At 72.9% G+C, this 13,585-nt stretch carries 11 protein-coding genes; 3 read left to right on the top strand and 8 right to left on the bottom strand.

Annotation, left to right across the window (positions count from 1 at the left end):
* Positions 1–42 precede the first annotated feature (42 nt).
* Positions 43–1,467 (bottom strand): type I glutamate--ammonia ligase, encoded by a 1,425-nt coding sequence (gene glnA, locus AAEM63_RS09465; protein WP_341361271.1) that lies wholly within the window; start codon positions 1,465–1,467, stop codon positions 43–45.
* A 141-nt stretch (positions 1,468–1,608) separates the two neighbouring features.
* Between glnA and AAEM63_RS09460 the strand changes: the two genes are divergently transcribed.
* A complete protein-coding gene (locus AAEM63_RS09460; RefSeq protein WP_341361270.1) occupies positions 1,609–1,965 on the top strand; it encodes an RDD family protein in 357 nt (118 codons plus the stop codon).
* A 170-nt stretch (positions 1,966–2,135) separates the two neighbouring features.
* Here AAEM63_RS09460 and AAEM63_RS09455 read toward each other — a convergent pair whose 3' ends face one another.
* The 5 genes from AAEM63_RS09455 to AAEM63_RS09435 all read right to left on the bottom strand — a co-directional run bounded on the left by AAEM63_RS09455 (position 2,136) and on the right by AAEM63_RS09435 (position 6,165).
* Complete coding sequence (locus AAEM63_RS09455; RefSeq protein WP_341361269.1) at positions 2,136–2,843, bottom strand: DUF4191 domain-containing protein; 708 nt, start codon at positions 2,841–2,843, stop codon at positions 2,136–2,138.
* An 84-nt stretch (positions 2,844–2,927) separates the two neighbouring features.
* The gene (locus AAEM63_RS09450; RefSeq protein WP_341361268.1) at positions 2,928–3,938 is read right to left on the bottom strand and encodes a PHP domain-containing protein; all 1,011 of its coding nucleotides are present in this window, start codon (positions 3,936–3,938) and stop codon (positions 2,928–2,930) included.
* A gap of 21 nt (positions 3,939–3,959) precedes the next feature.
* Complete coding sequence (gene lipA, locus AAEM63_RS09445; protein ID WP_123919104.1) at positions 3,960–4,958, bottom strand: lipoyl synthase; 999 nt, start codon at positions 4,956–4,958, stop codon at positions 3,960–3,962.
* A 36-nt stretch (positions 4,959–4,994) separates the two neighbouring features.
* Positions 4,995–5,675, bottom strand: a complete 681-nt coding sequence (gene lipB / locus AAEM63_RS09440; protein WP_341361267.1) for a lipoyl(octanoyl) transferase LipB — start codon at positions 5,673–5,675, stop codon at positions 4,995–4,997.
* Between the two features lie 43 nt (positions 5,676–5,718).
* Positions 5,719–6,165 carry a MarR family transcriptional regulator gene (locus tag AAEM63_RS09435; RefSeq protein ID WP_341361266.1) on the bottom strand — a complete coding sequence of 149 codons (447 nt, stop codon included), beginning with the start codon at positions 6,163–6,165 and terminating at the stop codon, positions 5,719–5,721.
* A 98-nt stretch (positions 6,166–6,263) separates the two neighbouring features.
* Here AAEM63_RS09435 and AAEM63_RS09430 point away from each other — a divergent pair, with 98 nt between their 5' ends.
* Positions 6,264–8,639, top strand: coding sequence for an MMPL family transporter (locus AAEM63_RS09430; RefSeq protein ID WP_341361350.1), 2,376 nt, complete (start codon positions 6,264–6,266; stop codon positions 8,637–8,639).
* Positions 8,640–8,732: 93 nt separating this feature from the next.
* Positions 8,733–10,037 (top strand): protein kinase, encoded by a 1,305-nt coding sequence (locus AAEM63_RS09425; RefSeq protein WP_341361265.1) that lies wholly within the window; start codon positions 8,733–8,735, stop codon positions 10,035–10,037.
* Between the two features lie 172 nt (positions 10,038–10,209).
* Here the strand turns inward: AAEM63_RS09425 and sucB are convergent, their stop codons facing one another.
* Both sucB and lpdA read right to left on the bottom strand, forming a co-directional pair.
* Positions 10,210–12,084 (bottom strand): 2-oxoglutarate dehydrogenase, E2 component, dihydrolipoamide succinyltransferase, encoded by a 1,875-nt coding sequence (gene sucB, locus AAEM63_RS09420; RefSeq protein ID WP_341361264.1) that lies wholly within the window; start codon positions 12,082–12,084, stop codon positions 10,210–10,212.
* Positions 12,085–12,108: 24 nt separating this feature from the next.
* On the bottom strand, positions 12,109–13,503 hold the full coding sequence (lpdA, locus tag AAEM63_RS09415; protein ID WP_341361349.1) for a dihydrolipoyl dehydrogenase: 1,395 nt from the start codon (positions 13,501–13,503) through the stop codon (positions 12,109–12,111).
* Between the last annotated feature and the right edge of the window lie 82 nt (positions 13,504–13,585).

The following is a 13,585-nucleotide window of genomic DNA, read 5'->3' as shown; positions in this document are numbered from 1 at the left end:
CACTGAGAGCGGGTCGGGGGGCGGCTCGGGCTGACGACCGGCTCAGAGGTCGTAGTAGAGCTCGAACTCGTGCGGGTGCGGGCGCAGGCGCAGCGGGTCGATCTCGTTGGCGCGCTTGTAGTCGATCCACGTCTCGATGAGGTCAGCGGTGAAGACGTCGCCCTCGGTGAGGTAGTCGTGGTCGGCCTCGAGCGCGTCCAGGACGGCCGGGAGGGAGTCGGGGACCTGGTCGATCTGCGCGTGCTCCTCGGGCGGCAACTCGTAGAGGTCCTTGTCGATCGGGTCCGGCGGCTCGATCCGGTTCTTGATGCCGTCCAGGCCGGCCATGAGCATGGCGGAGAAGGCCAGGTACGGGTTCGACGACGGGTCGGGCACGCGGAACTCGATGCGCTTGGCCTTCGGCGAGGTGCCGGTGACGGGGATGCGGATGCACGCCGAGCGGTTGCGGGCCGAGTACACGAGGTTGACGGGCGCCTCGAAGCCGGGGACCAGGCGGTGGTAGGAGTTCACCGAGGGGTTGGTGAACGCCAGGAGCGACGGCGCGTGCTTGAGGAGTCCACCGATGTACCAGCGGGCGAGGTCGGACAGGCCACCGTAGCCACGCTCGTCGAAGAACAGCGGCTTGCCGTCCTTCCACAGGGACTGGTGCGAGTGCATGCCGGAGCCGTTGTCACCGAAGAGGGGCTTGGGCATGAAGGTCGCGGACTTGCCGGCCTCGAAGGCGACGTTCTTGATGATGTACTTGAACTTCATCAGGTCGTCGGCCGCGCCCCGCAGGGTGTTGAAGCGGTAGTTGATCTCCTGCTGGCCGGCCGTGCCGACCTCGTGGTGGGCGCGCTCGACGTCCAGGCCCACCTCCTGCATGATCCGGACCATGTCGTCGCGCAGGTCGGCGAAGCGGTCGGAGGGGGAGACAGGGAAGTAGCCGCCCTTGTAACGGGTCTTGTAGCCCAGGTTGCCGCCCTCCTCCTCGCGGCCGGTGTTCCAGGCCGCCTCGGTGGAGTCGAGGTAGTAGAAGCTCGAGTGCTGCGTGGTCTGGAACCGGACGTCGTCGAAGACGTAGAACTCCGCCTCGGCACCGAAGTAGACGGTGTCGGCGATGCCGGTGCTCCTGAGGTAGGCCTCGGCCTTCGCGGCGATGTTGCGCGGGTCACGCGAGTACGACTCGTCGGTGAAGGGGTCGACGATCGAGAAGTTGACGACCAGCGTCTTCTGCTTGCGGAACGGGTCCACGAACGCGCTCGTGACGTCCGGGACGAGCTTCATGTCGGACTCGTGGATCGCCTGGAACCCGCGGATCGACGAGCCGTCGAACATGAGGCCGTCCGTGAAGGCGTCCTCGTTGAAGGCCTCGACCGGGATGTTGAAGTGCTGCATGACCCCCGGCAGGTCGCAGAAGCGGACGTCGACGAACTTGACGTCCTGCTCCTTGGTGAAGGCGATGGCCTCCTCGGCGCTGGAAAACATCCGCTGCTCCTTGGTGTGGACGAAGGTACGACGCCGAGGTTAGTCCCGACCTGTTGCCCGCGTGTCACCTCAATGTGTCCGGCATGTTTCGTGGCCGGAGCGGATCGGGGCCCTACGGTGTCGGCCCGGTAAACTCTCCCGGTGACCGCGCCCGTCTCCGTCCCCGTCGCCACCCTCGGCCGCCGTCTCGTCGGACTGGCCGTGGACTGGGCCCTCGCCTCGGCGATCAGCGCCGGCTTCCTCGGCTACGAGCCCATGGCGACGCTCGCCGTGTTCGCCCTTATGACGTGGCTCATGGTCGCCACCCTCGGCGCCACGATTGGCCATGTGGTGGCGGGTCTCGCCGTCCGCACCCCCGCCGGCGGCCTCCCCGGTCCGGTCCGCGCGCTCGCACGCACGGTGGCGCTGTGCCTGGTGATCCCCGCGGTGGTCTGGGGCCCTGACGGTCGCGGCCTGCACGACGTGTGGGCGGGGACCGTCGTCACACGAGTGCGCTAGCGAACGAGACGGCGGCGCGAGACCGGCCACGGCTACGAAGCAGAAGAGTCCGTCGGGCCGGGCCTGACGGACTCTTCGGCTTGACGGTCACACCACCAGGGACGGCGGCGGGCTCGACGGACCGGTGCGGACCAGGGGCTCAGCGGCACGGACCGGTGCGGAGCAGGGGCTCAGCGGCCCTTCATGCCCTTGCGGTCGGGACGTGCACGCATCGGGTCGACGCCCTTGGGGATGGGCAGCCTGGTCCCGCCGAGCGCCTGGATCCGGCGGGCGACCGTGGCCACCTCGGCCGCGGTGAGGGTCTTCTTGAGCTTGCGGACGGTCTTGCCGAGCTTCGCGAGCGGCACCTGTCCCTCGTCGTTGCCCGCCTGGACCAGGTGGACCGGGACGTTCGGCGCGACCCGGGCGACCTTGCGCCGCTCGTCCTCGAGGAGGCGCTGCACCCGGTTGGCCGGGCCCTCGGAGACGAGCACGATGCCCGGACGACCGACCATGCGGAACACGAGGTCCTGGGTGCGCGGGTTGACCGCGACCGGCTCCTGCTCGAAGTTCCAGCCCTTGGTCTGGCCCAGGACGGCCCCGACGGCGCCGGTCCTGCCCTCGATCTGGCTGTAGGCCGCCTTCTCGGTCTGGCGCGAGAGCACGACGAGCATGAGGGTCAGCGCCAGCATGAGGCCGAACAGGCCCGTGTACCACGGGTGGCCCCAGATGAACCCGATGATGAGGGCGAGCCCCATGACGGCCACGAAGACGCCCAGGAGGATCCACGTGATGAGGGGGTTGACCTGCCGGGTCAGCCGGTAGGCGTCACGGACGTTGTGGTACCAGCGCTGCTTCTGGGGCTTCGGTGCGGCGTCGTCGGAGTTCTTGCGTGCCATGACGGTCAAGCCTACCGTCCGGGGGGCAGGGGCCACGCCGTCGCGGCCAGATGGGTCGTCAGGCGGTCCACCCCCGATGGCTGGTCAGGCCGTCCACGCCAGGAGGTCGTCGACGGCGAGGGTGTTGACGATGCGTGACCGGGCCAGGCCGGCCGTCTGCGCGCGGGCGCAGCCGTGGTCGAGGAGCTCGAGCTGACCCGGCGCGTGGGCGTCGGTGTCGACGGCGAAGACGCAGCCGGTGTCACGGGCGAGGTGGAGCAGGTCGGTGGGCGGGTCCCGCCGCTCGGGCCGGGAGTTGATCTCGACGGCGACGTCGAAGCGCCGGCACGCCTCGAAGACGATCTCCGCGTCGAAGGTCGAGGGCGGCCGCGTCCCGCGCGAGCCGGTGACGAGTCGGCCGGTGACGTGCCCCAGGACGTCCACCCGTGGGTTCGCGACGGCCGTGACCATGCGCCGTGTCATCGCCGCGCTCTCCATCCGCAGCAGGGAGTGGACGCTCGCCACGACGACGTCGAGGGCGTCGAGGAGGTCCTCGTCCTGGTCGAGGGAGCCGTCCTCGAGGATGTCGACCTCGATGCCGGTGAGGATCCGGAACGGTGCGAGCTCGGTGTTGAGGCGGGCCACGACGTCGAGCTGCTCCCGCAGCCGCGCGGCCGTCAGCCCGCGGGCGACGGTGAGCCTGGGGGAGTGGTCGGTGAGGGCGAGGTAGGAGTGGCCGAGGTCCACGGCCGCGGCGGCCATCGCCGCGATCGGGGCCGTGCCGTCGGACCAGTCCGAGTGGGTGTGGAGGTCGCCGGCGAGCCAGCCGCGCACGACCTCCCCGCCCGTGACGACCCGGTCCCGTGCACCGTCCTCGAGCTCGGCCAGGTAGGCCGGGACGTCCCCGGCGGCCGCCTGGTACGCCACGGCGGCCGTCTTCGGTCCGACGTCGGGGAGGTCGGTCAGGGTGCCGGCCCGCAGCCGCGCGCCGAGCTCGTCCGGGGCGAGCGCGGCGAGGCGTCGGGCGGCGCGCCGGTACGCCCGGACGCGGTGCGGCTCGGCCAGCTGCCGCTCGAGCAGGTAGGCCACGCGCTCCAGGGCGCCGACGGGGTCCACCCGGCCGAGGCTACGCCCGGCTCAGCGCACGAGCGCGGCGGCCTCCTGGCGGGAGGTCCGGGCCTCGGACAGGTGCGCGAGGTGCTCGGGCACGGGCCGGCCCTTGCGGGCCATCGCCTGGCCCCACAGCCGACCGGCGCGGTAGCTCGAGCGCACCAGCGGTCCGGACATGACACCGAGGAAGCCGATCTCCTCGGCCTTGTCCGACAGGGCGACGAACTCCTCGGGGCGGACCCACCGGTCGACCGGGTGGTGCCGCACCGACGGGCGCAGGTACTGGTTGATGGTCAGCAGGTCGCAGCCGGCGTCGTGGAGCATCTCCATCGCCTCGACGACCTCCTCGAAGGTCTCGCCCATCCCGAGCATGAGGTTGGACTTGGTGACCAGGCCCTCGTCGCGGGCGGAGGTGAGGACACCGAGGGAGCGCTGGTAGCGGAAACCGGGCCGGATGCGACGGAAGATCCGCGGCACCGTCTCGACGTTGTGGGCCAGCACCTCCGGCCGCGAGGAGAAGACCTCGGCGAGCTGCTCGGGCACGGCGTCGAAGTCCGGGATGAGCAGCTCGACGCCCGTCCCGGGGTTGAGGGCGTGGATCTGGCGGACCGTCTCGGCGTAGAGCCAGGCTCCGCCGTCGTCGAGGTCGTCGCGGGCCACGCCGGTGATCGTGGAGTACCTCAGCCCCATCGTCCGGACCGACTCGGCGACCTTGAGCGGCTCGCCGCGGTCCAGGGCCGAGGGCTTGCCGGTGTCGATCTGGCAGAAGTCGCAGCGCCGCGTGCACTGGGAGCCGCCGATGAGGAACGTGGCCTCCCGGTCCTCCCAGCACTCGAAGATGTTCGGGCAGCCGGCCTCCTCGCACACCGTGTGCAGGCCGCCGCCGTGGACGAGCTGCTTGAGGTCCCGGTACTCAGGGCCCATCGTGGCGCGGGTCTTGATCCAGCTCGGCTTCTTCTCGATGGGGGTCTCGGCGTTGCGTGCCTCGACCCGCAGCATCCTGCGGCCCTCGGGAGCGATGGTCACGTGGTGCCTCTCCTCGTCCGTTGCTTGGTGACGATCCTACGTCGGCGTCCCGGCCGGCGCCGTCGCGGGCCGGGACGCGTCCGTGAGCGGGCCGAGCGCCTCGGCGAGGTGCCGCTGGAGGGCCTCGGCGATGTCCGTGGGACCGATGCGCCGGCCGGTCTCGGCGGACAGCGAGGTGACGTCGGCGTCGTCGATGCCGCAGGGCACGATCCGGTCGTACGCCGCGAGGTCGACGTCGGCGTTGACGGCGATGCCGTGCATCGTCACCCCCCGGGCCACCCGGACGCCGACGGCGCAGAGCTTGCGGTCGCGCCCGCGGTCGTCGGCGAGGACCCACACCCCCGAGCGGCCGGGCACGCGCGCGGTGGCCACGCCGTAGCCCGCGGCGAGGTCGATGACGGCCTGCTCCAGCGCCCGCACGTACGCCACGACGTCGACCGGCTCGCGCAGCCGGACGATGGGGTAGACGACGAGCTGGCCCGGGCCGTGCCAGGTGATGCGTCCGCCACGGTCGACGTCGATGACGGGCGTGCCGTCGGTGGGGCGGTCGCGTGTGGCGGTGCGCCTGCCCGCGGTGTAGACGGGCGGGTGCTCCAGCAGGAGGACCGTGTTCTCGAGGTCGCCGTCGGCGACCCGGGCGTGGAGCGCGCGCTGGAGCTCCCACGCCCGCTGGTAGTCCGTCAGGGAGGTCCCCAGGTCGATCTGCTCGAAGCGCACGGGACGATCGTAGGCCGATGCGCGCCGCGGCCCGCCCGGCCGTTCATCCCCCGGGTGGCTCCAGGACGAGGAGGAGCAGGCGCCGGAGCTCCGCGACCTCGGCCGGGGTTAGCGCCGCGGTGGCCAGGGCCTCGACCGCGCCGGGGTCGTCGAGGGCGGCGAGCGTCGTGCGGCCGTGCTCCGTGATGGCCACGACCTGACGACGGCGGTCGGTGCCGTGGCGCCGGCGCTCGAGGTACCCGGCCCGCTCGAGCCCGACGGCCATCCTGCTCACGGCCTGCTCGCTCACCCCGAGGGCGGCGGCGATCTCGCGCTGCGAGCGGGGACCGCCCGCCAGGACGGCGAGCAGCGGGAGCGAGGCGTGGGAGAGCGACCACCGGTGGAGGTAGTCGTCCCAGGACCGCTCGACGCGCCGGGCGGCGGCGGAGAGCAGGCGGCCGGTGGGCCACGCCGGCGGCGGGGTCGCGACACCGGGGCCTCGGGGATCCATCGGGGCATCCTTCCAGAGCGACGTGGGTCGGCCCGTGGAGGGCCCGGATCGAGTCTTGCACAAGCTAGGTAGCCAGGCTAGCGTTCACGGTGTTGAGCATCTTGACCGTCCAGGAGGATCCCGTGGCCACCCAAGCACCGCCCGCACCGCCGCAGCGCCGCGTCCGGACCCGGTCCGCGGTCGGGCGGGCGGGACTGATCCTGCTCGCCCTGGTCGTCTGGCTGCTCGTGGGAGCGTTCGGCGGGATGGCCCAGGGGACCCTCTCCGAGGTCCAGGAGAACGACAACGCGGCCTTCCTGCCCGCGAACGCCGAGTCCACTCGGGCGGGGGAGCTCTCGGCGCAGTTCAGCGACGAGACCACGCTGCCTGCGCTCGTCGTCGTCGAGGCCGCGGACGGGGGGACCCTCGGCGCCGGTCAGGTCGAGGCCGTCGCGGCGTTCGCCGAGGCCGTCCCAGACATCGTGCTGCCCGGCGGCGGGGCGCTCGGTGACGTCCTCACCGGCCCCGTCGTCGCCGTCCCGTCCGAGGACGGCGCCGCCGTGCTCGTCCCGGTCCCCCTGGACGCCACGGTCGCGAACGAGCTCGTCGGGGAGGGCGAGGAGCGGGTCGTCAACGCCGCCGTCGCCGAGCTGCGGGCCCTCGCCGCTGACCAGCTGGCCGGCGTCAGCACCTGGGTGACGGGCCCGGCGGGTGCCATCGCCGACCTCGTCACCGCCTTCGGCGGGATCGACGGCATCTTGCTGCTCACCGCTCTGGTCGTCGTGTTCGTCATCCTCATCCTCGTCTACCGCTCGCCCAGCCTGCCCTTCGCGGTCCTGCTGACGTCGGTCTTCGCCCTGGCCGCTGCCGCCCTCGTCATCAAGCCCCTCGCAGGTGGCGGGGTCCTGCAGCTCAACGGCCAGAGCCAGGGCATCCTCTCGATCCTCGTCGTCGGCGCAGCCACGGACTACTCCCTCCTGCTCGTCGCGCGCTACCGCGAGGAGCTCACCCGGCACGCCCACCCCGCCGACGCGATGAAGGTCGCCTGGCGGGCCTCGCTGGAACCCGTCCTGGCCAGCGCCGGAACCGTCATCGTCGGACTGCTGTGCCTGCTGCTCTCCGACCTGGGGTCCAACTCGAGCCTGGGACCGGTGGCGGCCATCGGCATCGCCTCGGCGGTCCTGGCGGCCCTCACCCTGCTGCCGGCCTTCCTCCTCCTCGCCGGTCGCCGGTCGCGGTTCATCTTCTGGCCGCGGACCCCCCGCTACACCGGCGCCGACGTCGTCGACGGCGCGCACCTCGTCACGCGCGGCTCGGCACGGCCGGGGATCTGGGAACGGGTAGCCACCTTCGTCACGTCCCACGCCCGGCCGGTCTGGGTCGTCACCGCTCTCGTCCTCCTCGCGGCCGCCGCGTTCGTCCCCACGCTGCGCGCGGAGGGCACCAGCGACTCCGACATCTTCCTGGCCGAGACCGAGTCGGTCGCCGGCGAGGCCGTGCTCGCCGAGCACTTCGACGCCGGGCAGGTCCAGCCCGCGGTCGTCATCACCGCCGAGGCGAACGCGGCAGACGTCATCGCAGCCGCCGAGGCCGTCCCCGGCGTCACCGGGGCGTCGCTCGTCACCGCCGCCTCGGGTCCGCCCGCCGGGGTGGACACCGAGGCGGGTCCGCCGGCCGGGGTGGACACCGAGGCGGGTCCGCCGGCCGGGGTGGACACCGAGGCGGGTCCGCCGGCCGGGGTGGACACCGAGTCCGGTCCGCCCGCCGGGGTGGACACCGAGGCCGAACCGGTCGTCGTCGACGGCCTGGTCCGGATCGACGTCGTGACCGAGGACGCCGCGGAGACCCAGGCAGCGGTGGCGACCGTGCGCGAGCTGCGCACCGCCGTCCACGCGGCGGACGCCGACGCCCTCGTCGGGGGCGCAGCGGCACAGCGCCTGGACACCCAGGACACCGCCGCCAAGGACCTGCGGACCATCATCCCGGTGGTCCTCGTGGCGATCTTCCTCATGCTGGTGCTGCTCCTGCGGGCGGTCGTGGCGCCGCTGGTGCTGCTCCTGGCCAACCTCCTCTCGTTCGGGGCCACCATGGGCATCAGCGCGATCGTGTTCAACCACGTCCTGGACCTGCCCGGCGCCGACGCGACCGTGCCGCTGTACGGCTTCGTGTTCCTCGTCGCGCTGGGCATCGACTACTCGATCTTCCTCATGACCCGGGTGCGGGAGGAGTCGCTCGTCCGCGGCACCCGGGAGGGCGTGCACCGCGGCCTGGCCGTCACCGGCGGCGTCATCACCTCGGCCGGGCTCGTGCTCGCGGCGACGTTCAGCGCACTGGCGGTCATCCCGCTGCTGTTCCTCCTCCAGCTGGCGTTCATCGTCGCCTTCGGCGTCCTGCTCGACACGTTCGTCGTGCGCTCCCTCCTCGTCCCCGGACTCGTCCACGACCTCGGTCGCCGCACCTGGTGGCCGTGGCAGCGCCGGGTCCCGCAGGACTGACGAGCCCCCCACAGCGCCCTCGGCGCACCCCCGTCGTCCACAGCAGGGCCGACGGGGGTGCGCGAGGACGTGCCCGCCTGGTTCGCTCGCACCATGAGCGCGAGACGCCCCGGTGCTCCCGAGGTACCGGGGTACCGGGTGGGGCAGCCCGTGGGCTTCGGCGCGACCGGCGCGGTCTGGGCCGCACGTGACCCGGCCGGCCGCGCGGTCGCGCTCAGCGTCCTGCGACTGGCACCGGACGAGCGCGGCGCCGCCCAGCTGCGCCGGCTGGCCGCACTCCGCGGCGGTCACCACCCCCACCTGCCCCGGGTGCTGGACGTCGTCAGCGTCGGCCGGGACCGCTGCGCCCTCGCGTGCGAGCTCGTCGAGGGACCGACGCTCGCCACGGTGCGCACCGCCCGGGGTCCGCTCACCCGCGCCGAGGCGGCCGCCCTGCTCGACGCGCTCGGCTCCGCGTTGGGCCACCTGCACGATCGTGGTGTCGTCCACGGCGACGTCTCACCCGGCAACGTCATCCTCACCGAGGGCGGGCGGCCGGTGCTGACGGACCTCGCCGGAGAGGTCACGCGAGAGGCCGGCACGCCGGGCTTCGTCGCCCCCGAGCGGGCGGGCGGGGCGCCCGCGTCGGCGCCGGGAGACGTCTGGTCCCTCGCCCGCACCCTCTCGTGGGCGGCAGCGGACGATCCCGCCGTGGGCGACGTGCTGCGCACCGCCCTTCGTCCCGCACCGGGGGAGAGGCCCGCTGCCCGGGACCTCGCGGCGTGCGCGCCCGGGCTCGCCGACCCGGCCCCGGTGGCCCTGCCGGCCGATGCCGACCTGGCCGCCGCTCAGCTCCGGACGCGGGCCGGCCAGCCGCCGACGGCCCTCGCCGCGGCGCGACGACGTCGGACGCGGAGCCGAGGGCTCCGTCGTCGTCGGCGGTCACCCGTTCCACTGCTCGTCGCCCTCGGGCTCGCGGTCGGGGTGCTCGGCGGCGCGGCGGCGGCCCGGTCCGCGGCGCCGTCAACCCCTGCGGGCGTGGTCCTCGCACAGCTCGTGGCCGCCCGGGACGAGGCTCTCACCGCCGGTGACGCCGGTGGTCTCGCCGCCCTCACCGTGCCGGGCAGCGCCCCGGCCGCAGCCGATGCCGCGGTCGTGCGCGCCCTGGGCGGTGCGCGGCCGCGAGGACTGAGCACCACCGTGGTCGACGTCCAGCTGGTCGAGCAGCGAACCTCCCGGCTCGTGCTCGAGGCGGTCACCCGGCAGTCCGGGTACACCCTCACGGCCTCCACCGGGCACCGGGCAGTTGAGCCCCAGCCGGAACGCTGCACCCGCTACACCCTGGCGGGCCCCGCGCCGTGGCGGGTGGACGCAACGGCTCCGTGCAGGCTCGCCGGGGGTGACGGCGCCGCCGGGTGATGGTGGCGCGGCGGGACGCGCCGCCCCGGTCACGCGGCGGGACGCGGCGGGACGAGCCGCCCCGGTCACGCGGCGGGACGAGCCGCCTCGGTCACGCGGCGGGCGTGCTCGGTGACGCGGGCGGCCCCGCACCGGACTCTGCCGGTACGGGGCCGCCGCCGTGCATCAGGGCTCAGAGACCGACCTCGGCCTCGAACGCGCCCTCCTCGAGCCGGACGCGCACGGCGCTGAGGAAGCGCCCGGCGTCCGCACCGTCGACCAGCCGGTGGTCGTACGTCAGGGACAGGTACATGATCGAGCGGATGGCGATGGCCTCGTTGCCGTCCGCGTCGGTCACCACGGCCGGACGCTTGACGATCGTGCCCACCCCGAGGATGGCGACCTCGGGCTGGTTGATGATCGGGGTGTCCATGAGCAGGCCGGCCGACCCGGTGTTCGTGATCGTGAACGTCGAGCCGGAGAGCTCGTCCGGGGTGACCTTGCTGTCGCGGGTGCGGGCGGCGAGGTCGTTGATCTTCTTCGCGATCCCGCCCAGGGTGAGGTCCCCGGCGTCCTTGATGACCGGGACGAGGAGACCGCGCGGGGTGTCGACCGCGATGCCGATGTGCTCGGCGCCGTGGTAGACCACCTGCTCGCCGTCGATCGTGGCGTTGAGCTTCGGGTGGCTCTTGAGCGCCTCGGTCGCCGCCTTGACGAAGAACGGCAGGAAGGTCAGCTTCGTGCCCTCGTTGGCCTGGAACGACGACTTCGCCCGCGAACGCAGCGCGGCGATCCGCGTGACGTCGACCTCGACGACCGAGGTGAGCTGGGCGGAGGTGTCGAGAGACTCCCGCATGCGCTTGGCGATGACCTTGCGCAGGCGCGACATCTTCTCGGTGGTGCCCCGCAGCGGGGAGGGCTCGGCGGCCTTCCTGGGCTGCGACGCAGCGGGCTGCGAGGGCTGCGGCTGCTCGGCGGCGGCCTTCTCCTCGGCAGCCTTCCTGGCAGCCTCGGCGGCGGCCTCGACGTCCTGCTTGCGGATGCGTCCGCCCACGCCGGTGCCGGTGAGGGTGGCGAGGTCGACGCCCCGGTCGTTGGCGAGCTTGCGCACCAGCGGGGTGATGTAGGACGTCGCCGCCGCCTCGGCGGCCGGCGCCGGCTCGGACGGACGGGCCGGTGCCGACGGCGGACCGGCCTGGGGCGCCTCGACGGGCGGCTCGGCCCGGTGCTGGCCGGACTCCTTCTCCACGGTGGCCTGGTTGGCCGGCTCCTCGGCGGGGGCCTGCTGCTCGGGCTCCTTCTTCTCGGGCGCCTTCTGCTCGGGCTCCGCGGCCGCCGGCTCCTCGGCGGGAGCCTCCTTCGCGGGCGCGGCGCCTGCCTCGCCGACGATGGCCAGCTGCGCGCCGACCTCGACGGTCTCGTCCTCCTGGACGAGGATCTTCAGCACCGTCCCGGCCAGGGGCGAGGGCACCTCGGTGTCCACCTTGTCGGTGGAGACCTCGAGGAGCGGCTCGTCGACCTCCACGGTGTCGCCCTCGGCCTTGAGCCAGCGGGTGACGGTGCCCTCGGTGACGGACTCGCCGAGAGCCGGCATCGTCACCGGCTCGCCGGAGCCGGACCCACCGCCGGACCCGCCCTCGGACGGGGCGTTCGCGGTGGCCTCGGACTTGGCCTCCTCGGCCGGCTTGGCGTCCTCCGCCGCCGGCTGGGCGGCCTCGACCTCCTCGGCCGCGGGAGCCTCGCTCGCGACCGGGGAGCTCTCCTCGGCGGCGGGCTCGTCTGCGGGCTCCTCGGCGGGCTCCTCGGCCGGGGCGTCGCCCCCGCCGCCGGAGCCGTCACCGATGACGGCGAGCTCGGCGCCGACCTCGACCGTCTCGTCCTCCTCGACGAGGATCTTCTCGATGACCCCCGCGACCGGGGAGGGCACCTCGGTGTCGACCTTGTCGGTCGAGACCTCCAGCAGCGGCTCGTCCACCTCGACCGACTCGCCGACCGCCTTGAGCCATCGGGTGACGGTGCCCTCGGTGACGGACTCGCCCAGTGCGGGCATCTTCACGGACTCAGACATGTCCTGGCGTCTCCTTCGATCGGGTCAGTTGTGGGCGTGCAGAGGCTTGCCGGCAAGGGCCAGCGCGGCCTCGCCCATCGCCTCGTCCTGCGTGGGGTGGGCGTGGACGAGCGCGGCGACGTCCTCGGGGTAGGCCTCCCAGTTCACCATGAGCTGGCCCTCGCCGATGAGCTCGCCGACCCGCGCGCCGAGCATGTGCACCCCGACGATCGGACCGTCCTTCTGCCGGACGAGCTTGACGAAGCCCGTGGTCTGGAGGATCTGGCTCTTGCCGTTGCCGCCCAGGTTGTACTCGACCGACTCGACCTCGCCGTAGGCCTCCTTCGCCTCGGCCTCGGTCAGACCCACGGAGGCGACGTTCGGTTCGCAGTAGGTCACCCGGGGGATGCCGGACTCGGCGATGACGGCCGGCTTGAGGCCGGCGATCTCCTCCGCGACGAAGATGCCCTGCTGGAAGCCGCGGTGGGCCAGCTGGAGCCCGGGCACGATGTCGCCGACGGCGTAGACGTTGCCGACGCCGGTGTGGAGGCGCTCGTCGGTGAGGACGAAGCCGCGCTCCATGGGGATGCCGTTCTCCTCGTAGCCGAGGTTGGCGGTCGCGGGGCCACGGCCGACGGCGACGAGGAGGAGCTCGGCCTCGAAGGTCTTCCCGTCCTGGGTGGTGACCTTGACGCCGTCGTCGTTCTGCTCGACGCCGGCGAACATGGTCTTGGTCTGGAAGGCGATCTTGCGCTTGCGGAAGGCTCGCTCGAGGCCCTTGGAGAGCGAGGGGTCCTCGTTGGGCACGAGGTTGGGCAGGCCCTCGATGATGGTGACGTCGGCCCCGAAGGAGTTCCACACGGAGGCGAACTCGACGCCGATGACCCCCCCGCCCAGGACGATGGCGCTCTTGGGGACGTAGTCCAGCTCGAGGGCCTGCTCGGACGTGATGACCCGGCCGCCGATCTCGAGCCCGGGCAGGGTCTTGGAGTACGAGCCGGTCGCGAGGATGACGTTCCTGCCCTTGTAGCGGGTGCCGTCGACCTCGACGGTGTCCTGCGCGACGAGGCGGCCCCAGCCGGCGATCAGGTCGACCTTGCGCGAGGAGACCAGGCCCTGGAGCCCCTTGTACAGGCGGGCGACGATGCCCTCCTTGAAGCTGTTGACCTTGGCCATGTCGATGCCGCCGAGGGTGCTCTCCACCCCGACGCCGGCGCTCTCGCGGATCGTGTCGGCGACCTCCGCGGAGTGCAGCAACGCCTTGGTGGGGATGCAGCCGCGGTGAAGGCAGGTGCCGCCGAGCTTGCCGGCCTCGATGAGAGCGACCTTCAGGCCGAGCTCCGCGCCCCGCAGGGCCGCCGCGTACCCGCCGCTCCCGCCGCCGAGGATGACGATGTCGTACTCCTGCGTTTCAGCCACGTACCTCTCCTTGAGCACCATGGTCGGCCCCGGTTGGGCCGGATCCGCCGTCATCATTCCACTCCCGTGCCGTGAGGGCCCATTCGGGCGCGGGGCGCACCCG

The organism is Georgenia sp. M64 (assembly GCF_038049925.1).
In the GTDB taxonomy this organism is placed as follows: Bacteria; Actinomycetota; Actinomycetes; order Actinomycetales; family Actinomycetaceae; genus Georgenia.
Note: the sequence above shows the minus strand (reverse complement) of the source record. Positions and strands in the feature narration are given on the sequence as shown.